The organism is Burkholderia sp. MSMB1078WGS (genome assembly GCF_001528895.1).
Taxonomy (GTDB): domain Bacteria; phylum Pseudomonadota; class Gammaproteobacteria; order Burkholderiales; family Burkholderiaceae; genus Burkholderia.
This window is the reverse complement of the sequence record NZ_LPDI01000102.1, coordinates 184,286-208,894: the sequence shown is the minus strand read 5'-3', so window position 1 is coordinate 208,894 and position 24,609 is coordinate 184,286. Positions and strand designations below refer to the sequence as shown.

Annotated in this window: 24 protein-coding genes; 21 read left to right on the top strand and 3 right to left on the bottom strand. The window is 65.8% G+C overall.

Annotation, left to right across the window (positions count from 1 at the left end):
* Positions 1-162: 162 nt before the first annotated feature.
* The 4 genes from WT24_RS28560 (at position 163) to WT24_RS28545 (ending at position 4,976) form a co-directional block, all read left to right on the top strand.
* Positions 163-1,695, top strand: coding sequence for a helix-turn-helix transcriptional regulator (locus WT24_RS28560; protein ID WP_034205537.1), 1,533 nt, complete (start codon positions 163-165; stop codon positions 1,693-1,695).
* A 141-nt stretch (positions 1,696-1,836) separates the two neighbouring features.
* Entirely contained in the window at positions 1,837-2,028 is a 192-nt protein-coding gene (locus WT24_RS28555; protein WP_027782241.1) for a CsbD family protein, read from the top strand.
* A gap of 422 nt (positions 2,029-2,450) precedes the next feature.
* Positions 2,451-3,602, top strand: a complete 1,152-nt coding sequence (locus tag WT24_RS28550) for a branched-chain amino acid ABC transporter substrate-binding protein (RefSeq protein WP_059503914.1) — start codon at positions 2,451-2,453, stop codon at positions 3,600-3,602.
* Between the two features lie 201 nt (positions 3,603-3,803).
* A complete protein-coding gene (locus WT24_RS28545) occupies positions 3,804-4,976 on the top strand; it encodes an FAD-binding oxidoreductase (protein WP_059503912.1) in 1,173 nt (390 codons plus the stop codon).
* A 98-nt stretch (positions 4,977-5,074) separates the two neighbouring features.
* Here WT24_RS28545 and WT24_RS28540 read toward each other — a convergent pair whose 3' ends face one another.
* Positions 5,075-6,256 carry a serine hydrolase gene (locus WT24_RS28540; RefSeq protein WP_060036669.1) on the bottom strand — a complete coding sequence of 394 codons (1,182 nt, stop codon included), beginning with the start codon at positions 6,254-6,256 and terminating at the stop codon, positions 5,075-5,077.
* Positions 6,257-6,533: 277 nt separating this feature from the next.
* Here WT24_RS28540 and WT24_RS28535 point away from each other — a divergent pair, with 277 nt between their 5' ends.
* From WT24_RS28535 to WT24_RS28515, 5 genes are all read left to right on the top strand, one after another.
* Complete coding sequence (locus WT24_RS28535; protein ID WP_060036556.1) at positions 6,534-7,661, top strand: aminotransferase class V-fold PLP-dependent enzyme; 1,128 nt, start codon at positions 6,534-6,536, stop codon at positions 7,659-7,661.
* Between the two features lie 96 nt (positions 7,662-7,757).
* Positions 7,758-8,327, top strand: a complete 570-nt coding sequence (locus WT24_RS28530) for a YdeI family protein (RefSeq protein ID WP_060036554.1) — start codon at positions 7,758-7,760, stop codon at positions 8,325-8,327.
* Positions 8,328-8,600: 273 nt separating this feature from the next.
* Positions 8,601-8,942 carry a DHCW motif cupin fold protein gene (locus tag WT24_RS28525; protein WP_060036666.1) on the top strand — a complete coding sequence of 114 codons (342 nt, stop codon included), beginning with the start codon at positions 8,601-8,603 and terminating at the stop codon, positions 8,940-8,942.
* Positions 8,943-9,101: 159 nt separating this feature from the next.
* Entirely contained in the window at positions 9,102-9,476 is a 375-nt protein-coding gene (locus WT24_RS28520; protein ID WP_060036552.1) for a VOC family protein, read from the top strand.
* Entirely contained in the window at positions 9,476-10,153 is a 678-nt protein-coding gene (locus tag WT24_RS28515; protein ID WP_060036550.1) for a hypothetical protein, read from the top strand. The genes WT24_RS28520 and WT24_RS28515 overlap by 1 nt, the downstream gene beginning before the upstream one ends.
* 5 nt (positions 10,154-10,158) lie before the next feature.
* Here WT24_RS28515 and WT24_RS28510 read toward each other — a convergent pair whose 3' ends face one another.
* The gene (locus tag WT24_RS28510; protein ID WP_060036548.1) at positions 10,159-11,130 is read right to left on the bottom strand and encodes a LysR substrate-binding domain-containing protein; all 972 of its coding nucleotides are present in this window, start codon (positions 11,128-11,130) and stop codon (positions 10,159-10,161) included.
* 134 nt (positions 11,131-11,264) lie between these two features.
* Between WT24_RS28510 and WT24_RS28505 the strand changes: the two genes are divergently transcribed.
* The 7 genes from WT24_RS28505 (at position 11,265) to WT24_RS28475 (ending at position 18,868) form a co-directional block, all read left to right on the top strand.
* A complete protein-coding gene (locus WT24_RS28505) occupies positions 11,265-13,565 on the top strand; it encodes an NADP-dependent malic enzyme (protein WP_060036546.1) in 2,301 nt (766 codons plus the stop codon).
* A gap of 502 nt (positions 13,566-14,067) precedes the next feature.
* Positions 14,068-14,475 (top strand): hypothetical protein, encoded by a 408-nt coding sequence (locus tag WT24_RS28500; RefSeq protein ID WP_060036545.1) that lies wholly within the window; start codon positions 14,068-14,070, stop codon positions 14,473-14,475.
* A gap of 84 nt (positions 14,476-14,559) precedes the next feature.
* Entirely contained in the window at positions 14,560-15,087 is a 528-nt protein-coding gene (locus tag WT24_RS28495; protein ID WP_059503895.1) for a pyridoxamine 5'-phosphate oxidase family protein, read from the top strand.
* Complete coding sequence (locus WT24_RS28490; RefSeq protein ID WP_060036543.1) at positions 15,074-16,549, top strand: NAD(P)/FAD-dependent oxidoreductase; 1,476 nt, start codon at positions 15,074-15,076, stop codon at positions 16,547-16,549. Before WT24_RS28495 ends, WT24_RS28490 begins: the two co-directional genes overlap by 14 nt.
* A 233-nt stretch (positions 16,550-16,782) precedes the next feature.
* Complete coding sequence (locus WT24_RS28485) at positions 16,783-17,982, top strand: PLP-dependent aminotransferase family protein (RefSeq protein WP_060036542.1); 1,200 nt, start codon at positions 16,783-16,785, stop codon at positions 17,980-17,982.
* A gap of 12 nt (positions 17,983-17,994) precedes the next feature.
* Entirely contained in the window at positions 17,995-18,186 is a 192-nt protein-coding gene (locus tag WT24_RS28480; RefSeq protein ID WP_060036540.1) for a hypothetical protein, read from the top strand.
* Positions 18,187-18,280: 94 nt separating this feature from the next.
* Positions 18,281-18,868, top strand: a complete 588-nt coding sequence (locus WT24_RS28475; protein ID WP_059503957.1) for a pyridoxamine 5'-phosphate oxidase family protein — start codon at positions 18,281-18,283, stop codon at positions 18,866-18,868.
* Positions 18,869-18,893: 25 nt separating this feature from the next.
* Here WT24_RS28475 and gcvA read toward each other — a convergent pair whose 3' ends face one another.
* Complete coding sequence (gene gcvA / locus WT24_RS28470) at positions 18,894-19,784, bottom strand: transcriptional regulator GcvA (protein WP_060036538.1); 891 nt, start codon at positions 19,782-19,784, stop codon at positions 18,894-18,896.
* Positions 19,785-19,918: 134 nt separating this feature from the next.
* Between gcvA and WT24_RS28465 the strand changes: the two genes are divergently transcribed.
* The 5 genes from WT24_RS28465 (at position 19,919) to WT24_RS28445 (ending at position 24,606) form a co-directional block, all read left to right on the top strand.
* On the top strand, positions 19,919-20,623 hold the full coding sequence (locus tag WT24_RS28465) for an SDR family oxidoreductase (protein WP_060036664.1): 705 nt from the start codon (positions 19,919-19,921) through the stop codon (positions 20,621-20,623).
* A gap of 209 nt (positions 20,624-20,832) precedes the next feature.
* Positions 20,833-22,110: an epoxide hydrolase family protein gene (locus WT24_RS28460; RefSeq protein WP_060036536.1), complete on the top strand. Its 1,278-nt coding sequence runs from the start codon at positions 20,833-20,835 to the stop codon at positions 22,108-22,110.
* A 280-nt stretch (positions 22,111-22,390) separates the two neighbouring features.
* On the top strand, positions 22,391-23,434 hold the full coding sequence (locus WT24_RS28455) for an alpha/beta fold hydrolase (RefSeq protein WP_059503884.1): 1,044 nt from the start codon (positions 22,391-22,393) through the stop codon (positions 23,432-23,434).
* Positions 23,434-23,976: a cytochrome P460 family protein gene (locus tag WT24_RS28450; RefSeq protein ID WP_059503882.1), complete on the top strand. Its 543-nt coding sequence runs from the start codon at positions 23,434-23,436 to the stop codon at positions 23,974-23,976. Before WT24_RS28455 ends, WT24_RS28450 begins: the two co-directional genes overlap by 1 nt.
* A gap of 282 nt (positions 23,977-24,258) precedes the next feature.
* Positions 24,259-24,606, top strand: coding sequence for a DUF4148 domain-containing protein (locus WT24_RS28445; protein ID WP_060036534.1), 348 nt, complete (start codon positions 24,259-24,261; stop codon positions 24,604-24,606).
* Positions 24,607-24,609: the final 3 nt, after the last annotated feature.

Genomic DNA, 24,609 nt, shown 5'->3' with positions numbered 1-24,609 from the left:
GCACGATCGCGAGCGGCGTGCGAATGTACTATTCGAGATAGTGCATCCGCGCCTGTCGGGCCGTTGCGCGGCACGCGATCATCGCCGCACGCGCCGGCCGGGGCGTGCCACTGCAACGGGCGCTCGGCCGGCGCTCATGTCGACGACAGGGACAACGATTCGATGAACGAACAAGTAGACGAACAGGCGCTCAAGTCGCATACCGACCGGCGTCAACTGCACCAGATCATCGCCGGGCTCACCGAGGGCGTGATCCTGATCGAGCCCGACCAGCGGATCGTCTGGGCGAACGAGGCCGCGCTCGCGATGCACGGCGTGACCGAGCTGAAGGCGCTCGGCGCGGACGTCACCGAATACCGCGAGCGATTCCGGCTGCGCTACCGGAACAACCATCCGGTGCGCGACGGCCACTATCCGATGGATCGCGTGATCGCCGGCGAAGAGTTCAGCGACGTGACGGTCGAGGTCGAATCGGCGGCCGACGAGTCGGTGAGCTGGGTTCACCGCATCCGCAGCCTGGTGCTGACGAACGCGGCCGGCGCACCCGATTGCCTCGCGCTCGTGCTGCACGACGCGACCGAATGGGCGAGCGCCGAGGAGCGCTTCGAGCGCACCTTCAACGCGAATCCGGCGCCGGCCGTGATCTGCCGGCTCGACGACTTGCGCTACGTGAAGGTCAACCAGGGCTTTCTCGACATGACGGGGTACGCGCGCGACGACGTGCTCGGCCGTTCGGTGTACGAGATCGACGTGCTCGAACAGGCCGAGCGGCGCGAGCTCGCGATCGAGCGGCTCGGCGAAGGCGCGACGATCCCGCAGATGGAAGCCGTGCTGAAGCTTGCCGACGGCAACACCAAGGCGGTGGTCGTCGCCGGGCAGCCTATCGACATGAACGGCGAGGCGTGCATGCTGTTCACGTTCATGGATCTCGAGCCGCGCAAGCAGGCCGAGCGCGCGCTGATGCAAAGCGAGGAGCGCTTCGCGACGGCATTCCGGATGGCGCCGGTCGCGACCGCGATCGTCACGGCCGACCGTTTCGAGCTGCTCGACGTGAACGACGCGTTTGCCGCGCTGACGGGCCACGCGCAAGGCGACCTGCTCGGCAAATCCGCCGACGAGATCGGGCTGTGGGCCGAGCGCGGCGTGTGGTCGCGCGTCGAAGGCCGGCTCGCGCGCGACGGCAACGTGCGCAACGCCGACGTGCAGATCCGCACGCGCGACGGCGACGTGCGCGATTGCGTCGTGTCGGCCGACCCCGTCGCGATCCACGGGCGCGACTGCCTGCTCGTCGCACTGCTCGACATCAGCGACCGCAAGCGTACCGAGATGGAGCTCGTCTATGCGATCGAGACCGCGATGCAGGATGCGTCGTGGTTCAGCCGCACGCTGATCGAGAAGCTCGCGAACGTGCGGCGCGCGAATGCGCCGGATGCGGGTGCGCAACTGTCCGACCTGACCGCGCGCGAGCGCGACGTATTCGACCTGCTGTGCCACGGCCTGGCCGACAAGGAGATCGCCGGCCGCCTCGGGCTGGCGCCGAACACCGTGCGCAACCACGTCGCGACGATCTACGCGAAGCTCGACGTGCACAGCCGCGGCGAGGCGATCGTCTGGGCGCGCGAGCGCGGGATCGTCGGCGCGGCCGAGGCGAACGGCGCGCGCGGCGACAAGGGCGGTGCGAAGGGCAAGGACTGACCGCGGCGGTACGAATGCACCAGGCGCACTGGTGCATCCGCATCTGCCGCCCGCGGCGCGTGCTTGCGATCCTGTCCACTCGGCGGCGCCGCGCAGGGGCGCGGCATCGCCGGCTTTCCTCAACCATCGCAGGAGACGACCATGGACAGGAATCGCATCGAGGGCAAGCTCAAGCAGGTCAAGGGTTCGGTCAAGGAAGCACTCGGCAAGGTGACGGGCGACCGCGAGACCGAAGCGGAAGGCGTGGCTGAACAGCAGGCCGGCAAGCTTCAGGAGAAGGCCGGCGAGGCCGCCGACGCGGTGCGCAACCACAAGGGCACCGATCGGCACTAATCGATGACGCGGCGCCTTGCCGGCGTCGCGAAGGCCGGCCGGGCCGGCGTCGCAACGATGATGCGTTGCCGGCATGACCATGGCCGGCCTTGATCCAGCGGCGCGGCCGCCCTTCGCCATGGACGGCTTCCCTGCACGGTCCACCGACGGGCGGGCCGCGGATCGGCCACGACTACGGAACTTGATGACAAATCCTCACAACGTAGTTCCGATATTTCGTTTGCTGCACGGGTATTGGCTACCCACAATCCATTCACCTCTTACGCGATGAAAGGCTCTTCGGAGACGGAGCCACGGTAATCGTCCGCCCGGATCGGCGCATTGCACCCGCCCTCGGCACGGAAAGGCATCACCGACGCGCAGGAGGTTGCCGGCGCGCGACCCTCGCGCGTTGCATCCCGACCCCCAGAAGAAGGACTGCCATGACGTTCCGCATTCGTTCGCTTTCCGGCGTTGCACTGACCGCCGCGCTTCTCGTGTTCCAGACGGGCGCGGCCCGGGCGCAGGAGACGATCGTCAAGGTCGGCGTGGCCGGCCCGCTGACGGGCGGCGGCGCCGCATACGGCAAGGACATCGAGAACGGCGTGCGCATGGCGGTCGACGAAGCGAATGCCGCGCGCACGACCGTCGGCGGCAAGCCGGTGAAATTCGTCATCGCGTCGCAGGACGACCAGAGCGATCCGCGCACCGGCGTGCAGGCCGCGCAGCAGCTTGCCGACGCGCAGGTCGCCGTCGTGATCGGCCACTTCAATTCGGGCACGACGCTGCCCGCGTCGAAGATCTACGCGAAGGCCGGCATTCCGATGATCACGCCGTCGGCGACCAATCCCGACATCACGCGCGCCGGGCTCGATACCGTGTACCGCGTGATCGCGACCGACACGCAGAACGCCGGCAATGCCGGTGCGTATGCGGCGAGCGTGACGAAGGCGAAGCGCATCGCGATCATCGACGATCGCACCGCGTTCGGCCAGGGCGAGGCCGATGAGTTCGAGAAGGCCGTGAAGGCGAACGGCGGCACGATCGTCGCGCGCGAATTCACGAACGACAAGGCCGTCGACTTCAGCGCGCAGCTCACGAAGATCAAGAGCACGAATGCCGACCTCGTGTTCTTCGGCGGCCTCGACGCGCAGGCCGCGATGCTCGTGAAGCGCATGCGCCAGCTCGGCATTCGCGCGCAGTTCCTCGCGGGCGGCGGCGTGATGAACGCGAACTTCATCCGGCTGGCCGGCAACGCGGCCGAAGGCGCGGCGGTGTGGGAGTACGGGCAGCCGCTGTCGCGTCTGGCGAAAGGCAAGCTGTTCGAAACGAAATTCAAGCAGAAATACGGCGTCGACATGCTCGCATATGCGCCGTTCGCGTACGACGCGACGTGGATCGCGATCAACGCGATGCAGAAGGCGAACTCGACGAAGCCGGCCGATTTCAACGGCGCGCTCAAGGGCACGCGCTACGACGGCATCACGGGCACGATCGCATTCACGAACACGGGCGACCTGAAGAACCCGAGCTCGACGCTGTATGAAGTGAAGAACGCCGCGTGGCAGCCCGTCACGACGAAATCGGCGGACTGAACGCAACGGGCGAGCGGGCTTTCGCGGCGATGCCGGACGTGCTGAAATAGCCGGAGCGATCGTCGAGGAAGCCTGCCCGCGCGACGCCGCGCGAGTCGCGGCACGAACCACCCACGGGCGCGGCCGGCCGGCGAAGGGCGGCGCCAAGCCCGTCATCAGCGTGAGCGGCCCCAAGCCTATTACGTGCAACCGGAGTCAGTCGTGAGTTCTCAAGTCGTCATCGTCGGCGGTGGTGTGATCGGCAGCTCGATCGCGTATTTCCTGCGCGCCACCGATCCCACGGTCGCCGTGACCGTCATCGAACGCGATCCCACCTATGCGAGATCGTCGTCGGCGCTGTCGGCCGCGTCGATTCGCCAGCAGTTCTCCACACCGCTGTCGATCGAGATGTCGCTGTTCGGCATCGACTTCCTGCGCACGATCGGCGAACGGCTCGAAGTGGACGGCAACCGGCCGTCGATCGATCTGCACGAAGGCGGTTACCTGTTCCTCGCGACGCCGGCCGGCGACGCGACGCTGCGCGAGAATCATGCGCTGCAGACGCGCCTCGGCGCCGATATCCGGCTGATGGACGGCGCCGCGCTGCGCGCGAAGTTTCCGTGGCTCAACGTCGACGATCTCGTGTCGGGCGCGTACGGCGTGAGCGGCGAAGGCTGGTTCGACGGCTACGGGCTCGTGCAGGCGCTGCGCAAGAAGGCGCAGGCGCTCGGCGCGCGCTACGTGGCCGCCGACGTGAAGGACGTCGTGCGCGACGGCCGCAGGATCACGCACGTCGTGACGGGCGACGGCGAGCGCTACGCATGCGACACGCTGGTCAACGCGGCCGGCGCGTGGACGCGCACGCTGTCGTCGATGATGGGCATCGACATTCCCGTGTATGCGCGGCGGCGCAGCATCTTCAACGTATCGTCGCCGGCGAAGCTCGCCGATTGCCCGCTGCTGATCGACCCGACCGGCGTGTATTTCCGGCCGGAAGGGCGGACGTATATCTGCGGCACGTCGCCGAGCCCGGATCGCGACCCGGACGACCTGCCGCTCGACGAAGTCGATCACGCGCTGTTCGACGACGTGATCTGGCCGACGCTCGCGCACCGCGTGCCGGAATTCGAGGCGCTGCGCGTCGAGAATTGCTGGTCCGGTTACTACGAGTACAACGTGTTCGATCACAACGCGATCATCGGCTACCACCCCGAACTCGACAACGTCGTGTTCGCGAACGGCTACAGCGGCCACGGGCTGCAGCAAGGGCCGGCGACGGGGCGTGGCGTCAGTGAACTCATTCTGGGCGGGCGTTACGACACGCTCGACCTGTCGTCGCTCGGCTGGGCGCGCGTGCTCGAAAACCGGCCGATCGTCGAGAAGAACGTCGTGTAGCACGGCGTGACCGCCCGGTATGGGGTGGGCGGGATTCTCCTTGTGTCTCAAACCCGTTGGCCCGACTCCGTCGGGCCTTTTTTTGCCGCGCGGGCCGGTTACCCCGCGCCGTAGACGGCGTCCCGCAGATCGAGCGTGTACTGCCCGTTCATGCCTTCGTAGAGCGTGTTCGACAGCGACACGACGGTGAGCCCGCGTGCGCGGTCGACGAACCACGAATGACCGTAGACGCCGCCCCATCGCCAGGTGCCGACGGATTCCGGCGACGCGGCTGCCTGCGGATCGTGCAGCACCGAGAAGCCGATTCCGAAACCCGCGCCCGGCAGGTCCGGCAATTCGAAATCGCCGGTTTGCACGCGGCCCATCTCGTCGACGAGCTCGGCGGGCAGGATCGCGCCGCCGCCCGCGCGCAGCGTGTCCAGCACCGTCAGCACGTCGCCGGCGGTGCCGACCATCCCGGCGCCGCCCGATGCGAACGCTTGTGCATTCAGCGCGCGCGACGGCGAGTACGTGACGCCGACGAACCCTTCGACGATGGGCACCGTCTCGTTCTCGGCGAGCCGGTGTGGCTGCGGCGTATCGTTGACGTACGGCGTGGCGAGCCGCGCGGGATCGCGTGCGACGAAGGCCGTGTCGCGTGCGCCGAGCGGGCGCAGCACGAGCGCATCGACCGCGTCGGCGAGCGGCACGCCGCAGACGGCCTCGATCAGCGCGCCGACGACGTCGATCGACAGCGAATAGTTCCAGTTGGTGCCGGGTGCGAACAGCAGCGGCACGCTGGCGATCCGGCGCAGGTTTTCGGCGAGCGTGATCGATGCGCCGTCGAGCCCGTCGGAGACGCCCGCACGCGCATAGGGGCCGTTTGCGTCGGTTTCGTTGAAGCGATAGTCGAGACCGGCGGTATACACGAGCAACTGGCGCACCGTGATCGTCGGCACGCGGCCGTCGGGCAGCGCCGGGCGGAATTCGGGCAGCCAGCGCGTGACGTCTTCGTCGAGCGACAGCTTGCGTTGTGCGACGAGCGCCATCGCGGCCGCCGAGACGATCGGCTTCGTCACCGACGCGAGCCGGAACAGCGTGTCCTCGCGCATCGGCGTACGCGATTCGCGGTCCGCGAACCCGGCCGCGCGGCGATAGACGAGTTCGCCGTCGCGGGCGACGAGGACGACCGCGCCGACGAGGCGCTGCGTGTCGAGCTGGCGGGACAGGACCGCGTCGATACGCTCGGCGAGCGCTGGATCGGTTGACGACTGCAGTGACGATGCGGGAGAGGAGGTCATCGAAATATCCGTCGTGAAAGGGCTGATCGACATGTTATGGGACGCTTGCCGCATGCGTCGTTAACCCTTACGCGGAGCGGGGCGATGTGGGCGGCGCAGGCCGGCGGCGACGAACACCGGGCCCGGCAGCAGACAAAATATGCGCCAATCGGCCGGCGGCGTTCGTTAGAATCTGCTTTCGTCGAGGAAATGACGCATTTGCATTGGTGCAGAGCAGTATCGAATCGAAGACGCGGCTTGTCCCGATTCCATCGTTCATCTTTCACCGGAGGCGAGCATGCCAGGTTTACTTCCCGATGTTGACCGCGAGGGGCTCCTCGAATATTCGGTGGTGTACACCGATCGCTCGGTCAATCACATGTCGCAGCGCTTCCAGGGCGTCATGCGCGACATCTCCGCCACGCTGAAAAAAGTCTACAACGCGAAGTCGGTCGCGATCGTCCCGGGCAGCGGCACGTTCGGCATGGAAGCCGTGGCGCGACAGTTCGCGACGAACAGGAAGTGCCTCGTCATCCGCAACGGCTGGTTCAGCTTCCGCTGGTCGCAGATTTTCGACATGGGCAGTATCCCGTCCGAAACGACGGTGCTGAAGGCGCGTCCGGTCGAAGCCGGCAGGCAGGCCGCCTATGCGCCGGCGCCGATCGACGAAGTGGTCGCCGCGATCAGGGAAAACAAACCCGATCTCGTGTTCGCGCCGCACGTCGAAACCGCGTCCGGCATGATGCTGCCCGATGCGTACCTGCGCGCGGTGGCCGATGCCGTGCATGCGGTCGGCGGCATGTTCGTGCTGGATTGCATCGCGTCGGGCACCGTGTGGGTCGACATGCAGGCGAGCGGCGTCGACATCCTGATCAGCGCGCCGCAAAAGGGCTGGAGTGCATCGCCGTGTTGCGCGATGGTCATGTTGAGCGCGCTCGCGCGCGAGCGCATCGATGCGACGACCAGTACCAGCTTCGCGTGCGATCTGCGCAAGTGGCTGCAGATCATGGAAGCGTACGAGGGCGGCGGGTTCGCGTATCACGCGACGATGCCCACGGATAGCCTCGCGACGCTGCGCGACGTGATGAAGGAAACCGACGCATACGGTTTCGACAAGGTGAAGGCGGAACAGCTCGAGCTCGGCGAGCGCATTCGTGCGCTGCTGACGGAGAAGGGGTTCAGGAGCGTGGCCGCGGCAGGGTTCGAGGCGCCGGGTGTCGTGGTGAGCTACACGGACGATGACGGTATTCGCACCGGGAAGAAATTCGCCGATGTCGGTTTGCAGATCGCGGCGGGCGTGCCGTTGCAATGCGACGAGCCGGAAGATTTCAAGACTTTCCGGCTCGGGTTGTTCGGTCTCGACAAGCTGCACGATGTCGATGGCGCGGTGAAGCGGTTTGCCGATGCGTTGAACCGGATTCTTTGAGGCGGTCGTGCGCAACGGGTTGCGCCGGTGGCCGCCGCGCGTTCGTCGAACGGCGGCTTCCGGGTCGTTGAACACTCAACCATTCAGAGGCGTGACATGACCGAAGGCGCTCTGACATTTGCCAGTCAAGCCGAATGGGAAAGCTGGTTGGGGAAAAACGGCGGCACGTCGGCCGAAGCATGGCTGCGGCTCGCGAAAAAAGGCGCGGGGCAGAGAACCGTCACCTATCAAGAAGCGGTGGAAAGCGCCCTCTGCCACGGCTGGATCGATGGCCAAAAGAAGGCCGAGAGCGAGCAATACTGGTTGCAGCGTTTCACCCCGCGCTCGGCGAAAAGCATCTGGTCCAAACTCAACAAGGACAAGGCCGAAGCGCTGATCGCCGCCGGCAGAATGCGCGCGGCCGGCATGGGCGAAATCGAGAAGGCGAGGAAGGACGGCCGCTGGGAGGCGGCCTATACGTCGTCCGGCAACTCGACCGTGCCGGACGACTTGCAGGCGGCATTGGACGCCAATCCGAAAGCCGGGAAGTTCTTCGCGACACTGAACAGCCGTAATCGCTATGCGATCCTGTTTCGGATACAGAACGCGAAGAAGCCGGAAACACGGGCGCGAAAGATCGCGGAATTCATCGACATGCTCAAGCGGGGCGAGACTTTTCATCCGTAGGGCTGCGGCGTCGACGCGTCGTGCCGGGCGCGATGCAATCCGAGACAGTGCCGGTCGAGGATGCGCTGACGCGTGCACCGGTCGAACTCGATTTCGCGTTCAGTCGGCGCGCACTGGCTTCGCCAGCCGGCAGTCCGGCGGCTCGCGCAATTCTGATCGGCAATTGTGGAATAGTCTTTGATGTCCCAAGGCGATCAGATGCGAATGGATTGCATGATCGCGACGGCGGATCGACCCTGGCACGAAAGCCCCACCTATACAGGAAGCGACAGTATGAAAATGAATGCATTTGCCTTTGGCACGACCAACTGGGCCGAAATCGAACGAACGGAACATCGAGGAGAAACCGGAGTCGCTTATTGGCGCACGCGGTTCTTTGGTGAGGAGCCGAATCGGATCCGTGTGCGGATGGTGGAATACACGCCCGGCTACCTCGCCGACCACTGGTGCCAAAAAGGGCATGTTCTTTTCTGTATGGAAGGCGAACTGGAAACAACGCTCAAGGACGGGCGGAAGTTCGTTTTGACGGCGGGCATGAGCTACCAGGTTGGCGACAACGCGGAGCCACATCAGTCCTACACCCGGACGGGTGCGAAACTTTTCATCGTCGATTGACCCAGGTGTCGGAGTGATTTCGTCAGTCCGCTTTCAGATGCCCGGAGGTCTCATACGGGTCGTTTGAGCTGGTAACGCACTACCATCGCATGCGACACCGTTGCGGTCATCGCTACATCGCATCAGCATGCTGATTGATCCATCCACCCGGGGGAATTCATGTTCGACCACGTCAAATTCGGCGTCAGCGACTACGCCACCAGCAAGGCGTTTTTCCTCAGGGCACTCGAACCGCTGGGTGCCGAAATCGTCGGGGAACGCGAGCCGTCGTGCGGGATCGAGATCGGACTGCCCAGCAAGTCTTCGCTGTGTCTGTTCCCGACCGACGAGAAACCGGCGCATCTCCACATCGCGTTCGTGGCCGACACGCGGCAGCAAGTCGATGCGTTCCATCGCGCGGCGCTGGAGGCCGGTGGGAAAGACAATGGCGCGCCCGGGCTGCGGCCGCATTATCACGCGAACTACTACGCGGCGTTCGTCATCGGTCCGGATGGACACAATATCGAGGCGGTGTGCCATCGGGCGGAGGGGTGATGCGCGGGATCGGTAAAACGCTCGCGGCGATCGCGAGCATTGCGCTCGTCGGCATTGCCTGCGTTCAAGCCGCGCCCCGCGAAACTGCATTCCCGCGCTTCACTCAGACGGAAGGCAAGCTCGACGGCGACGGGCTTCCGCTCTCCGGCGTGAAGCTCTGCGTGCTGCCCGACCGTACGCCGTGCTTCGAGATGCCGCCGGCGCCGCTTCCCCATTCCTCGAAGGAGCTGTACCAGTTCGGCCTGAATCCACGGTCCGAGCGGTTGCCGATCGCGTCCGGCGGCTCGTGGGTGTTCTTCTCGGGGATGTTCTCGGGCGGCGGCAGCGGGATGCTGGAGCGCGTCGCCGTGCTGCGTGTCGGCGCGGACGGCAAGATCGAGAACCTGATGCCGAAGGTCACGCAGACGGAAATGGCCGATCGCGCGATGTGGAACTTGCCGGAGGTGTCGCCGTATCCGCTGTTTGTCCGCGCGGACGCCGAGTGGCAAGAGGGCGAAGTGCATTTCGACAAGCACTTCTTCGAAGTCGACGTGTGGGTGTTCGACCCTGCCGCCAATCAATACGCGAAGCGCTTTTCTTATCGCACGAGCAAACGCTACGACAGAGGCGAGGGTTCGGACCACGTGCTGGCCGCCGAGCGCGCGGAAATCCTGCGTCGGCTTTCAGCGGGCAAGTAACGCGGTTATCGCTGCGCGTCCCCGTACGTCTCCTTGCACACCGCACGCAGCGCGTCGACGAGCAGATCGCGCGCGGGCGACTGCGAATCGGCGGAGCGCGTGAACAGCGCGATGGGCGGCAGCGTCCATACCAGCGAATAAGGCACGATCGCCACGCCGGCGATTCGCACGAGTTCCTCCGCGATATCGGCCGGCACGATCGACACGGCCTCGTCGCTCGACGCGATCATTTCGCCGATCAGCTTCGACGAGTAGCTTTCGACGATCGGCACGGGCGGCGTGATGCCGGCCGACAGGAACAGGTCGGTCACCTGTTCGCGCATCGGCGTATGCGGCGCGCCGAGAATCCAGTCGAGCGCGTGCAGCTTGTGCCAGTCCAGCGGCGTGCGGGCGAGCTTCGCCGCCAGCCGCCGGCTCGCGATCATGCGCGGCTGCTGCTGATACAGCACTTCGAACGAAACCTGCCCGAGATCGATCGCCGACGACGCGCGCCCGATCACGATGTCGACACTGTGATCGCGCAGTTGCAGCAGCAACTGATCGCTGGTGCCTTCGTGAATCGTGACGGTCAGGCGTCGCTCCATGCGCGCTTGCAGCCGCTTCAGCGCGGCCGACAGCATCTGGCCGGAGATGAACGGAATCACGCCGATGTGCAGATGGGCCGCATGCCCGGCGGCGACGGCCTCCATCTCGCGGGCGAGGTGGTCGAGATCCTTGATCATCGCCTTGGCCCGTTCGAGCACGACCGCGCCGAGCGCGGTGGGCCGCATGCCGCGCGACGAGCGCTCGAACAGCGGCGTGCCGAACATGCTCTCCAGCTCGGACAGCGCGTTCGTCACGGCCGGCTGGCTGCTCGCCATGTGCTCGGCGACGCGCGTCAGCGATCCGTGCTGCTGGATCTGCAACAACAGCACCAGATGCCGAATCTTCAGACGAGCGCCGAGCCGCCTGACCACGTCGTTCGCGTCAAAATTCATTGACTGGTCATGCATTCATCAGGAAAAAGTGATGGACCGATATTAAAACAGAATCATCACGTTATGGCGGATCCCTAGAATCACCTTCATGGATTGCGCCGGGACTGGCCTGGCGCCCACGCCGGGACCCAGACATGAAACAGACAGAGACACAGCAGCAGGCCGCGTTCGACTATCACGAGTTTCCGACCCCCGGGAAAATCTCGGTCGTGGCGAGCAAGCCGCTGGTGACCCAGCGCGATCTGGCGCTGGCCTATACGCCCGGCGTAGCGAGCGTGTGCGAGTCGATCGCCGCCGATCCGCTGCAGGCGCACCGCTTCACGAGCCGCGGCAACCTCGTCGGCGTGATCACGAACGGCACCGCCGTGCTCGGTCTCGGCAACATCGGCCCGCTCGCGTCGAAGCCGGTGATGGAGGGCAAGGCCGTCCTGTTCAAGACGTTCGCCGGGATCGACGTGTTCGACATCGAGATCAACGAGACCGATCCGGACAAACTGGTCGACATCATTGCCGGCCTCGAGCCCACGTTCGGCGGCATCAACCTCGAGGACATCAAGGCGCCGGAATGCTTCACCGTCGAGCAGAAGCTGCGCGAACGCATGAAGATTCCCGTCTTCCACGACGATCAGCACGGCACGGCCATTACCGTTTCCGCCGCGTTCATCAACGGGCTGAAGGTCGTCGGGAAGTCGATCAAGGAAGTGAAGGTCGTGACGTCGGGCGCCGGTGCGGCCGCGCTCGCGTGCCTGGACCTGCTGGTCGACCTCGGGCTGCCGGTGGAAAACGTCTGGGTGACCGACATCGAAGGCGTCGTCTATCTCGGCCGTACCACGCTGATGGATCCGGCCAAGTCGCGCTTCGCGCAGGAAACCGATGCGCGCAAGCTCGCCGAAGTGATCGGCGGCGCGGATGTGTTCCTGGGGCTGTCGGTGGGCGGCATTCTCACGGCGGAGATGCTGAAGGAAATGGCGGCGCGCCCGCTGATTCTCGCGCTGGCCAACCCGACGCCGGAAATCTTCCCCGAACTGGCGCACGAGACGCGCGACGACGTCGTCATCGCGACGGGCCGCTCGGACTACCCGAACCAGGTCAACAACGTCCTGTGCTTCCCGTACATTTTCCGCGGCGCGCTGGACGTGGGTGCGACGACGATCACGCGCGAGATGGAAATCGCCGCGGTGCACGCGATCGCGGGGCTGGCCGAGGAAGAGCAGAACGAAGTCGTCGCGGCGGCCTACGGTGCATACGACGTGTCGTTCGGCCCGCAATACCTGATTCCGAAGCCGTTCGACCCGCGCCTGATCGTGCGGATCGCGCCGGCCGTGGCGAAGGCGGCGATGGAAGGCGGCGTGGCGACGCGTCCGCTCGCGAATCTCGATGCGTACGTCGAGCAGTTGCAGCAATTCGTCTATCACTCGGGCGCGTTCATGAAGCCGCTGTTCGCGACCGCGCGTCAGCTCGTGCGCGACGGCGGCAAGGCGCGGATCGTGTTCACCGAAGGCGAAGACGAGCGCGTGCTGCGTGCGGTGCAGGTGATCGTCGACGAGAAGCTGGCGCGGCCGATTCTGGTCGGGCGTCCGGAGGTGCTGCTCGCGCGCATCGAGCGGTTCGGCCTGCGCTTGCGGCTCGGTCAGGATGTCGAAGTGACCAATCCGGAATACGACGAGCGCTTCCCGCAGTACTGGACGAAGTATTGGGAACTGCGGTGCCGCGACGGTATTTCGAAGGAAATGGCGCGCGTGGAAATGCGCCGCCGCCTGACGCTGATCGGCGCGATGATGGTGCAGCTCGGCGACGCGGACGGGATGATCTGCGGGACGGTGGGCGAGTATCACAATCACCTGCGGTTCGTGGACGAAGTGATCGGCAAGAAGCCCGGTGCGTCGACCTACGCGGCGATGAACATCCTGTTGCTCGATCAGCGGACGGTCGCGCTGGTGGATACGCACGTGAACGACAACCCCGATGCGGAGCAGATCGCGGAATTCACGATCGCGGCGGCGCGGCAGATGGAATGGCTGAATCTGACGCCGAAGGTGGCGTTGCTGTCGCGCTCGAATTTCGGGTCGGGGAGTGCGGCTTCCGGCGCGAAGATGCGCCGGGCGCTGGAGATCGTTCGCGAACGGGCGCCGGATATCGAGGCGGATGGCGAGATGCATGGCGACTGTGCGCTCGACGAAGGACTGCGGGCGAAGCTGCTGCCGATGTCGCCGTTGAAGGGGGCGGCGAATTTGCTGGTCTGTCCGAACGTGGATGCCGGCAATATCGCGTACAACCTGCTCAAGACGGAAGCGGGGAGCAATGTCGCGGTGGGGCCGTTCTTGCTCGGCGTCAATGCGCCGGTGAACATTCTGACTTCCAGCGCAACCGTGCGGCGGATCGTGAATATGGCCGCTTTGACCGTGATCGAGGCTAATCGGGGTGTGGCGGGCTGATTGATCGACGCTTGTGGGGCGGCCACGGCCGCCCCTCGGTTTGTCGGCATTTGGCCATGAAACGCCGTTGGAAAAATAAAATCCGAGCGGCTGCTAGAGGCTGTAACGGGGCATGGATATCTGATCGGCTTTCGCAGGATCATGATTCCGATTTGGCTTCGCTGAGCACGTTCTCATTGCCGGGGCGGTCATCGCGTTGATGCGGGGCGGCCCACATCCTGGATTCGCGCGTGGCCGTTGCCCGCGCGTCGCAACTCATACCCATAGGCATCTTCAACCACTATCACGGCCGCAAGGACCGTGAGGCCGCGTCATGTCCGGCGAAACGGCTTGCATGGAAAAGCGGGAGAACATCGCCGACACGTGTTGCCAAAATAATGCACGACGTATACAGTTGCCCATAGTGCATCTTGAGGTCTCCTGCATAGCCGGCCGACTGCCATGACAGGCCGACGCCGCGCAGGACCTTCGATGTTCAACACCCGCCATTGGAGCGACGTTGATGCATCACACGCTATCGCTGTTGTTCAGCGCGATGTATGACCTTGGCTTCGCGTTGTTCCATCTGACCTTCTGGCGCTGGTTCAACTGGCCAAGGTCTCTCGAGAAAAGCGGGAGACTCAATCGGGGTATCACCCAGACCCTCAACGTGATGTTGAGTTACGTGTTCATTGTCTATGCGGTGTCGCTCGTCCTGGCTGAAACGCGAACCCTAGGCCCGCTTGCGCTGGCGGGAACCGGATTCTGGTTGCTGAGGGCGATTGCGCAACCGGTGCTGTTTGCCGGAACACGCTTGAGCTGGATTTTCGTGGCTTTGTTCGCCCTTGGCGCGGGCCTGCATGCGGTCACATACGTCGATTCCACGAAAGTGGGTGTCGAGGCATGGTCATCCGCTCAACCGCTTTCGTGAAGGCAGCGTCGGCGCGCTTCCGATTGCCGGATTGTCACGGTTTCTAGAGAAGTTTCCCGAAACGAAACACTGTCCAACATCACCATGAATGCCGACCAGCTCTTTCAACAGGCCCATGAAATCGTCAGTCATTGCGCGCTCTGTTTCGTGTCTTCGAGCGACGCCACCGGTCAGATCAACTCCAGGGTCGTCGAGATCCTGGAAATCGGAAGCGACCTCACGATTCGTTTCATGACCGATTCGAGAACGCGTAAAGCGCTGGAGATCAGCCGGGGAAGTGCGATCAGTCTGTCCTTCCTCAGCATGGCCGACCGTGGATACGTGACGCTCGGAACCGTTCCGGCGGTTTCCGCCGACACTGCGTTGAAACGACGCATCTGGAAAGAGTCGCTGCTGACGTGGTTTCCCGATGGGCCGGACGATCCATACGTGATCGCCGTAACCTGCACGCCGGTCTGGGTCGAGATGTGGTCGCGCATGCGGGGGATCGCGCCCGATCCGCTGGGCCTCAATTCGGTTCGGCTGATCCAGAAGGACGGCAACTGGCACGTCAATCACACGTTTCCAGCCATGCGCGAATCGTTGCGTGAGGGATCGTATGACGAGCAATGACAAGCAACCGGTCGTCGTCATCGGTGCAGGGCTGGCCGGCCTGGCCGCTGCGCTGATGCTGGCGCGCGGTGACAAGCCTGTCGTCATCGTGGAAGCATCGGGCGAAGCAGGCGGCTGCTGTTCGACCACGACGGCTGACGGCTTCACGTTCAACAACGGCGCGATGTATGTCGCGGTGCCGTCGCTGATTCGCGCGTCTTTCCGGCGCCTCGGTCTCGATTTCGATCGCGAGGTGCCGATGGTGGCCATCGAGCGCCCGCACGTCACGCATCTGGACAATGGAACGGCCGTTCATCTGTCCAGTGCCGACACGTCGTATGTGGAAGGCGATCGCGCGGATTCGCGGACACGGCAACTACGTAAGGGCCTCGGCAGGCTCCGGCAGCAATGGGGGCCCGCTTACCGAACGCTGGTCGACGAAGTGTTGCCGCACGAGCCTTCGTTGCTGCGGACGTTGGGCAAACTATGGCGTTACCTGCCGCGCATGAGCGGGCATGCCGGCCGTCTGATCGAAGCGCACTTTGCCGATGCAGACCTGCAGTCGGCGGTTGCGTCGACCCTGCTCTACACCGGGCAAGGTCCCGACTGCCTTCCGGCGACACAGATCATCGGCCTGATTGCGATGCTGGAGGAGGGGTTCCATCTGCCGCGCGCAGGCATGGGCGCCATCCATTCCGCGATGACGCGCGAGCTGTCCAGGCGTTCGGTGCCGATCCGGTTCGGCGCCCATGTACGCGAAATCGTCGTGGAGAACGGGGCGGTCCGTGGCATCGTGCTGGATGACGGCGAGCGCATTTCGACCGATTGCGTCGTGGCGACCTGTTCGGGTTTCGAAGTGGTTCGGCATTTGTTGCCCAGCCGCGCGGTGCCACCGCGGCTCGCGCACAGGGCGCGCACGGCGCCGCTGTCGCATCGGGCGATTTCGATTCAGGTCGGCTGCTCGGGTGCCAGACTGCCGCGCGCGTTCATTACCAATCATGTGCCCTCGATGCGGCAGCAGGCGGCGCTGCATGTATCGACTCCAGGCGTACCGCACTGGCTCGCCTATACCTGTCCGTCGCTGGTGTTGCCGGAGCTTGCGCCAAGCGGCAAGGCGGTGCTGGAACTGTATGCGCCGGCGACAGGTATCCACTCCGTATCGGAATGGACGCGCGCGATGACGCAGGCTGCGGTCGACGACTATCTCCACGCGATACAGGCGCATTTTCCCGGCCTGTGCGTCGAAAGCGTCCGCGTGGCGGATCCGCAGGATTTCGCAAGCGAACGGCATGTGTACGAAGGCGCGCTGTACGGCATTGCCCCGGGTACGGCGCCCGACAAGTTCTTTCCGCATCGGGCGGGGCTGCGCGGCCTCTATCTCGGAGGACAAACGACGTTCCCGGGGTATGGCGTACCCACGGCCATGTTCTCCGGCATCCAGGCGGCGGAAGCCGCGATGCAGGACATGCGCGGGCATGCGTGATCGGCGGGTCGCGTGACCGTGGGCAATGTCCGAACCCCGCATCGGCCCCACGTTCCGCGCGCCGCCCTCATTTGATGACCAAACCGCAAGACCTAGTGCATAGATATCGTTTGCCGAGCCCTTAATGACTATCGACAATCGTGGCTCGAATTCACCGCCGCGGCGCCAGAAGCGCCTTGGCGGCGGCACGCGACGGCTATCCTGGCCGGCCGTGCCCACCCGCTCACGACGACATGTACGCGTTCACGCCCTCATTCCAAAACCCTGCCGGCTCGCCGATCCGCGAGTTGTTCAAGTACCTGTCCGAACCGGGCATGATTTCCTTCGCGGGCGGTTACCCGGCCAGCGACCTGTTCGACGTCGACGGCCTGAATGCGGCCGCCGAACGCGCATACGCGCAGCCCGTTCGCTGTCTGCAATACGGCCCGACCGACGGCCTCGCCGAACTGAAGCAGCAACTGATCGCGCTGATGGCGCGGCGCGGCGTCGCCTGCACGCCGGCCGAACTGCTCGTCACGACCGGGTCGCAGCAAGGGCTCGACCTGCTGCTGCGCGTGATGGTGTCGCCCGGCGACGTCGTGCTGACCGAACAGCCGGCGTACCCGGCCACGCTGCAGGCGATGCGTTTGCAACAGGCGCGCATCGTGACGATTCCGGTCGACGGCGAAGGGCTCGACGTCGATCGTCTCGGCGAACGACTCGCGTCCGGCGCGATCGCGCAGCCGAAGCTGCTCTACACGGTCCCGACCTTCGCGAACCCGACGGGTGCGACGCTCACGCGCGAACGCCGGCTGAAGCTGCTGCGTCTCGCGGTGCAATACCGTTTCCTGATCGTCGAGGACGATCCGTACGGCGACCTGCGTTTCGCGGGCGAAGCCGTGCCGTCGATGCTCGCGCTGGCCGGCGAAGTGGACGGCGCGCGCGACTGGATCGTGCATTTCGCGAGCCTGTCGAAGATCGTCGCGCCGGGGCTTCGCGTGGGCTGGACGATCGCGCCGGCCGAAATCGCGCGGCGCTGCGTGATCGCGAAGCAGACGGTCGATCTGTGCAGCGCGCCGTGGACGCAGGCGACCGCCGCCGAATACCTGGCCGACGGCGCGCTCGAACGCCATCTGCCGCGCATCGCGGCCGCGTACCGGCGCAAATGCGACGCGATGTGCGACGCGCTGCGCGACGGTTTCGGCGATGCAATCGCATTCCATCGTCCCGAAGGCGGGATGTTCGTGTGGGCGCGGATCGGTGCGGTGCCGTCGGACGTGCTGCTGCAGCAGGCGATCGCCAACAGGATCGTGTTCGTGCCCGGCAAGGCGTTCTTCGCGGACGACGTCGACGCAGCGTCGCTGCGCCTGTCGTTCGCCGCGCCGGACGTCGATGCGATCAGGGAAGGCGTCGCGCGCCTCGTGCGCGCGTATGGTGCGGCGCTGGCCGCGTGAGGAGACATCGACATGACGATCACCGTCAACGAAACGACATCGACGGGCGCAGCATCGGTCGCCGGCGACGAGCGGCCGGCCACGCATCGCTCGACGCAGATCGGCGCGGGGCCGCGATATGTGGCCGACGTGCTCGGCCGCTTCGGCGCGGAGCCGGCGACCGATGGCGGCGATGCGGCGCCGGTCGTGCTCGGCTACAACTGAGCGGCGCACGCGCGGCGGCGCATCGCATGCGAGCGGTCGCCGACACGAACGGTTAAGCTTGCGCGATCGAAACACCGACGATCGCCGCTGCCTCATGTCCGACTCGACTTCCGAATCGCTCGCGCAAACCTATGACCGGCTGTGGTCCTGCCTCGAATCCGGCGTGCGCGTGCAGCGCTCGCCGTTCACGATGTTGCAGGCGGCGACGCTCGGCCTCGATGGCGCGCCGAAGGTCCGGACGATCGTATTGCGTCAGGTGAATCGCACCGAGCGCGTGCTGTCGTTTCATACCGACGTGCGTTCGGCGAAGGTGGCGGAGTTGCGTCGCGATCCACGTATCTCGATCGTCGCCGATGATCTCGATGCGCTCGTGCAGATTCGCGCGGAAGGCGTTGCGGCGATCTGCGACGACGAAACGCAACGGCGTGCGATCTGGCGAGCGAGCCGGCCGCATACGTTGCTGCTGTATCGCGCGCCGTTGCCGCCCGGTACGCCGGTCGCGTCGCCCGAAGTCGCGCATATCGACGGCGCCGCACCCACCGGCGACGGCTACGAAAACTTCTGCCTGATCCACATGACGGTCACGCGCATCGACTGGCTCGAACTCGCGCGCGCCGGCCATCGTCGAGCGGTATTCGACCTGAACGAAAGCGGCTACGAAGCCCGCTGGATCGCGCCCTGACGCGAACCCGGCGCGCTCGGGCCCATCAAGGCCGCCCGTCCGACGCGGCCCCGATCATCCATTCGCGCATCACCGCGATCGCGTCGTCGTCGCGGCGCTCGGCCGGATACACGAGATAGAACCCCATCGACAGCGGAAACGCGAAGTCGAACGGCTTGCACAGCCGTCCGGCGGCGATGTCGCGCTCGACGAGCGGCTCGGTCGCGAGCGCGATGCCCTGGCCGGCGGCGGCCGCATCGATCGCGAGCGACGTCTGGTTGAAGCGCAGCCCCTTGTGCGGATCGACGTCGACCGATTCGGGCATCGCCGCGAGGAACGCGGGCCACAGGTCGTGCGCGTCGTGCAGCAGCACCTGGCCGGCGAGCGCACGCGGCGAAGCCGGTGCGGTCAGCACCGAAGGGCTGCATACCGCATACACGTCGAGCGGGAACAGCGCATGGGTGGCGAGATGCTTGCCGAACGGCGGCTTGCCATAGCGGATCGCGAGATCGACGCCGTCGTGGCGAAACGTCGCGATCTGCGGGTCGGCGATCACGCGCACGTCGTAGTCGGGGTGCGCGTCGGTGAACTGCGCGAGCCGCGGGATCAGCCACTTCGACGCGAACGACGGCGTCGTGCTGATCGTCAGCGCGGCGCGCCGTTTCACGAGCTTGTCGGTCGCGTCGGCGATCGCGTGCAGCGCGCGCTGCACGTCGGAGAAATACGCGGCGCCGTCGTGCGTGAGCGCGAGGCCGCGCGGCAGGCGCTCGAACAGCTTCAGGCCGAGCACGTCCTCGAGGTGGCGCACCTGCTGCGCGACGGCGCCCTGCGTGACGCCGATCTCGTCGGCGGCGGCGCGGAAATTGAGGTGCCGCGCGGACACTTCGAACGCACGAAGCGCGTTCAGCGGCGGCAGGCGGGAGGGGCGTGGCGGCATCGTCAGGCTGTAGAAAAACTATCGGCTGGCGGCAGAAATACTGGTTCGACAGTCGGAATGGATGCGCCTACATTACCACCATGGCGCGCCGAATGGCGGCTGCGCGACGGCGGAATGAGAGCAAGGAGCGGATCGTGACTGTAGAAAAAGTGGCGTTGATCACGGCGGCGGGCAAGGGCATGGGCGCGGCCATCGCGCGGGAACTGGCGGCGACCGGCTATCGCGTCGCGCTGATGTCGCCGTCGGGCAGCGCGGTGGCGCTCGGCGAGGAACTGGGCGGCTTCGGCATCGAGGGCTCGGTGACGGAAGAAGCCGATATCGACCGGCTCGTGCAGGAAGCGGTTGCGCGCTACGGCCGAATCGACGCGGTCGTGAACAACACCGGCCATCCGCCGAAGGGCGAACTGCTGGCCATCACCGACGACAACTGGCACGCGGGGCTCGACCTGATCCTGCTGAACGTGGTGCGCGTGATGCGCCGCGTGACGCCGATCTTCCAGAAGCAGGGCGGCGGCGCGGTGGTCAACATCTCGAGCTTCGCGGCGGACGCGCCCGAGCAGCCGATGCCGGTGTCGTCGGCGTTGCGCGCGGCGCTGAGCGCATGGACGCGCCTGTACGCGGAACGCTATGCGGCCGAGAACATCCGGATGAACGCGGTGCTGCCGGGCTTCATCGACAGCTGGCCGGAAACGCCGGAGATCGTCGCGCGCATTCCGGCCGGCCGCTTCGGCAAGACCGGCGAGATCGCGAAGACGGTCGCGTTCCTGCTGTCCGACGGCGCGGGCTACATCACCGGGCAGAACATTCGCGTCGACGGCGCGATCGTCAAGGCGCTCTGAGCGTCACACTCACACGGGCGAGCGGCCGCGCAAGCGTGTCCGCTCGCCGCGCAGCAGCTACAAACGCGTACAAATCAGACAAATCCGGGATACATCGGACCTTTCAAATGGGCGACGCCGCGTGACGAGGGCGCGCCGGATTGAAAGCCAAGGCGCGATCCCGCGCGCGGCATGTTCACTTTCCACTTCACGAAAGGAGATGCCGAACGATGTCTTCCACACCGTTTTCCCCGATGCGTCGCCACCTGCTGGCCACTTCCGTGGCCGCCGGGGTCTCGGCGATGCTGCCCACCGCGCTGCATGCCGCCGCCGGCGCGAGCGGCATACGCCCGTTCACCGCGCACATTCCCGACGAAGCCGTGGCCGACCTGCGCCGCCGTATCGCCGCGACGCGCTGGCCGGGCCCTGAGACCGTCGCCGACGAATCGCAGGGCGTGCGGCTCGCGCGCATGCAGGCGCTGCTGCGCTACTGGGGCACCGACTACGACTGGCGCAAGGGCGAGGCGCGCCTGAACGGTTTCCCGATGTTCATCACGGAAATCGACGGGCTCGACATTCATTTCATTCACGTGCGGTCGCGGCACGAGAACGCGATGCCGATGATCATGACGCACGGTTGGCCCGGTTCGATCTTCGAGCTGCTGAAAGCGATCGGCCCGCTGACCGACCCGACCGCGCACGGCGCGAGCGCGGACGACGCATTCCACGTCGTCGTGCCGTCGCTGCCTGGGTTCGGTTTTTCGGGCCGGCCGACGAAGACCGGCTGGGGTTCCGACCATATCGCGCGTGCGTGGGGCGAGCTGATGGCGCGGCTCGGCTATACGCGCTTCGTGTCGCAGGGCGGCGACTGCGGCTCGGTGATCTCGCATCGAATGGCGATGCAGCGCGTGCAGGGCCTGGCCGGGATTCACGTCAACATGCCGGCAACGGTGCCGCCGGACATCGCGACGCTGCTCGCGACCGATGCGCCCGCGCCGGCTTCGCTGTCGCCGAAGGAGAAGGCAGCGTACGAGAAGCTCGCGACGTTCTATCGCGACAACTGCGGCTACTCGGCGATGATGGTCACGCGGCCTCAGACGGTCGGCTATGCGCTTGCGGATTCGCCGTCCGGGCAGGCTGCGTGGATGTACGACAAGATCTCGCAGTGGACGTATAGCGGCGGCGTGCCCGAACGCTCGATTCCGCGCGACGAGATTCTCGACGACATTTCGCTGTACTGGCTGACGAACACCGCGACGTCGGCCGCGCAGATCTACTGGGAGGATCACTCGAACAACTTCAACGCGGTGGACATCTCGCTGCCGGCGGCGATCACGGTGTTTCCGGGCGAGATCTACCAGGCGCCGCGCAGCTGGGCCGAGCGCAGCTATCGCAACCTGATCTACTTCAACGAAGTCGACAAGGGCGGGCACTTCGCGGCATGGGAGGAGCCGGAATTGTTCGCGCGTGAAGTGCGTGCCGGGTTCCGGCCGTTGCGGCGCGCGTAAGCGGAGGGTACACGACGAACACGGGCCGGCCTGCTGCGCGGCCCGTGTTCGTTTCTACGCAACCGACTGCAATGCCAGCGCGTGGTTTTTTGAATCGCCGTGTGTCGGATCCGCACACGGATACGTTGGGATACAAAGCCTCCGGATGGTTCGGATATAAAACCGGTGAAGCGATTCGCACGGCGGCGCGGTGCCATGCGCCGCCGCTGCGAACGGCGACCCCGATTGCCCGCACGTGCCGCGGGCCCTTTCCTTAGCGATCGACACTGGAGAACGAGTCATGCCTGATACCGTGAACACCCGCCGCCGCCTGATCCTGGGCTCGACGCTGGCGAGCCTGAGCCTGGCCGACCTCGGCTTTAGCGCGCTGGCGCAAGCGCAGTCGGCGCCCGATTCGCCCCCGGCAAAGCGCCCGGCCGGCGTTGCGTCGCTGGGCGCGATCCACCAGATCGATGCGGGCGTGCTCAACGTCGGTTATGCGGATCTCGGCCCGAAGGACGGCCCCGTCGTGTTCCTGCTGCATGGCTGGCCGTACGACATCTACAGCTACGCGGAAGTCGCGCCGCTGCTCGTCGCGGCCGGCTATCGCGTGATCGTGCCGTACCTGCGCGGCTACGGCTCGACGACGTTCCGCTCGGCCGACACGGTGCGCAACGGCCAGCAGGCCGTGACGGCCGTCGACATCGTCGCGCTGATGGATGCGCTGAAGATCGACCGCGCGGTGTTCGGCGGCTACGACTGGGGCGCGCGCACGGCCGACGTCATCGCGGCGCTGTGGCCGCAGCGCGTGAAGGCGCTGGTATCGGTGAGCGGCTACCTGATCGGCAGCCAGGCGGCGAACGCCAAGCCGCTGCCGCCGCAGGCCGAATTCCAGTGGTGGTATCAGTTCTACTTCACGACCGAGCGCGGCGAACTCGGCTACGCGCAGAACCGCGATGCGTTCAACAAGCTGATCTGGCAGCTCGCGTCGCCGAAGTGGCAGTTCTCCGACGAGACTTATGCGCGCTCGGCCGCATCGTTCCGGAATCCCGATCACGTGGCCGTGGTGATCCACAACTATCGCTGGCGGCTCGGCCTTGCCAAGGGCGAAGCACAATACGACGACATCGAGCGTCGACTCGCGGCCGGGCCCGCGATCAGCGTGCCGACGATCACGATGGAAGGCGATGCGAACGGCGCGCCGCATCCGGAGCCGGCCGCGTACGCGAAGAAGTTCACCGGCAAGTATCAGCACCGGACCATCACCGGCGGCATCGGCCACAACCTGCCGCAGGAAGCGCCGCAGGCGTTCGCCGAGGCGATCCTGCAAGTGGAGCATCTGTGATGCGGGCCGGCGTGGAGGTGTGGCGGCGCGGCGCGCGCCGTGCGCTCGTCGCGGGCGCGCTGCTGGCCGGCGCGTGGTCGGCGAGCGGCCCGGCCGCGTTCGCGGAACAGCCGAAGCCGGCCGCGGCCGCGTCGCCGATCTACGGCGTGACGATTCCGCCCGGCTACCGGAAGTGGGAGATGGTTGCGCCGGCCGAAGAGGCCGCACCGCTCGACGAACTGCGCGTGGTGCTCGGCAACCCGGTCGCGATCCGCGCGCTCGAACGGGCGACGCTGCCGTTCCCGGACGGCACGATCCTCGTGAAGCTTGCGTACAAGCGCAAGCAGTCCGACGAGTTCGCGCCGGCGACGGTGCCCGGCCAGGCGACGACCGTGCAGGTGATGGTGAAGGACTCGCGCCGCTACGCCGCGACGGGCGGCTGGGGGTTCGGGCGCTTCATCAACGGCGTGCCGGCCGACATCGGCCAGCATCAGACATGCTTTGCGTGCCATCAGGCGCGGGTGAAGAACCACGATTACGTGTTCACGCGGCTCGCGCCGTGACGTGACACGGCGGTGCGAAGGTGACGGAAAGGCGTGCCCCGGCGAGGCACGCCTTTTTTTCATGGTGCGCGGGGAACGGTGGCGCGCATCGGCAAGCGGGTTTGTATCGCACTGTATCTGCGGCCGTCCCTGAAAAACTGGCATGCAGAAAGCCCCCATTCCGGAAACATGCCGGATACGTGCGCGGGTTCTACTGTCGACATGCAGCAAACGTTCGGTGCCAGACGTTCGCACCGGACACCAAGTGATCGACACCCCCAACTTCCTTCAAGGAGAAGTCTCATGAAAGCCGCTCGAATCCTCGCCGTTGCCGTCCTCGCTGTCGCACCCGCGTTGTCGTTCGCCGATACCGGCCACGGCCTCACGCGTGCGGAAGTGCGCGCGGACCTCGTCCGTCTCGAGAAGGCCGGCTACAACCCGGCCGGCAGCGAAGCGCATTACCCGGACGATATCGCGGCCGCACAGAACGCCGTCGCGGCTGCCGAGCAAGTCGCACGTTCGGACCAGAACGGCCCGTCGAAGTCGCAAGGCGACAACGTGGCCGACACGTCGACGCCGGCCGGCCATCGCGACGCAGCGCAGTCGCGTACCGCACGCAACGCCGCCGACGACCTGTACGCGCATTCGTGATTC